Genomic DNA, 1539 nt, shown 5'->3' with positions numbered 1-1539 from the left:
CAACGGCAGTACGCTGCGGAATCCTCCTTCAAACATGCCTTGACGTATCGGTCTACCATGCCGGAGTCCGCCGGAACTTGTGTTTGTGCGAGCGCAACGCCGCTTGTTTGTGCGAGCGCAACGCCGCTCATGGCGAATACGAGGCATACCACAGGGGACAGTCTCATCGTAAGGATCCTTTCGGGCGAATGGGCTCGCAGCTCTGCCCTCCACCGCTCGGTTATAAGTTCTTTCTTGTCATGCCGATTTTCGACCGCTGAATACGCAGAGCCGATCACTTGCAGCCGGCGAGACATGACTTCCGCGATTGCTGACACACCGCTGGTGATGCCTGGCATGGCTGTTTATCGCATTGCTCGCGACAGCTGATCGCACGGCCGCCGCCCTGGGCCGCCGTCGCCGGCAATGAAAATTGCATCGCCGCAAGGAGAACAAATCCAGCGAAGGCGTATTTGGCCATGCAACCTCGTGCTCCGTTCACAAGACGTGTGCAGAACTGGTACGTGGCTGCGGCGCGAAGTCAACGGGAAAGCGCGGTTCCACAAATGGAACCCCCTACATTCAACATACCGCGCCAAAACACGGCTCACGGCCGGGCACATCCGTTTTGAAGGCTTCGATGAAGCCACCGTCGACTTGCGTGACGTAAACAGTTCGTCCGCCTGGGCCGCCGAACGTCAGGTTGGTCGGGTATTTCCCCAGCAGCGCGATTTCGCGCAGGATTTTTCCGCCAGGAGAAACGATCGCGACGGTGCCGTTGCCCGGCCTCGCCACGAAAAGACGCCCGGCCCGATCGGTCCGCAGCCCGTCGAGTTTATACGACGGAAAGCGCACGACCAGCCGCGCGTGCGTCAGCGCAGCGCCGTCGATTTGATAAGCCCACACCTCGCGCGTATCGGTTTCGCTCACGTAGAGCGTCGTCCCATCCGGACTCAAATCGATGCCGTTCGTTTCACCCATCGGCCGCGGACCGCGCATGGGAGCGCCGATCACGCTGCCGGTCGCCGCGCGGTCGATGCGCCAGACTCGGCCGCTGTGATCCGCGAAGTCAGGGTCGCTGGCGAACAGCGTGCCGTCGCGCGCCATGGCGAGATCGTTCGGCTGCGAAAACTCTCCCGAGTGAAAGTAAAGCTTGGGCGTGTCGGTGCCTGGTTCAAACACGAAGATATTGTGCCGTCTGTAATCGGCCACATACATTCGTTGTTCGCGATCGAACCGGATGCCGCTGCCGACGCTGCCGTCCGGCAGCATTGCGAACAATCGGGAGGACGACGCACCGAGCAATAGTTCGCCGATGGTGCCGGCGCGGTGCAGGTTGACGACGTACAAATTTCCCGCTGCATCGATGGCGGGGCCCTCGATTTCCGAGGTGTATTCACCAGGGGGCGTAATCCGTTCGCTCACGAACAGTCGATCCGGCGTGCCGAGCGCTCCCGCCGTGCACAGCACGGACGCGAGCCAAATCGTTGCCAATAACGCAATCCACTTCATCCCAAGCTCGCAACTTGATCCGCCTGCAACATGGCCTATCCGAGATGC

The 1539-nt window shown here is 60.8% G+C and carries 1 protein-coding gene; it reads right to left on the bottom strand.

Annotation, left to right across the window (positions count from 1 at the left end):
• Positions 1-561 precede the first annotated feature (561 nt).
• Entirely contained in the window at positions 562-1491 is a 930-nt protein-coding gene (locus VGF98_15815) for an SMP-30/gluconolactonase/LRE family protein (protein ID HEY1683115.1), read from the bottom strand.
• Between the last annotated feature and the right edge of the window lie 48 nt (positions 1492-1539).

This window comes from Candidatus Tumulicola sp. (genome assembly GCA_036490475.1).
Taxonomy (GTDB): domain Bacteria; phylum Vulcanimicrobiota; class Vulcanimicrobiia; order Vulcanimicrobiales; family Vulcanimicrobiaceae; genus Tumulicola.
Note: the sequence above shows the minus strand (reverse complement) of the source record. Positions and strands in the feature narration are given on the sequence as shown.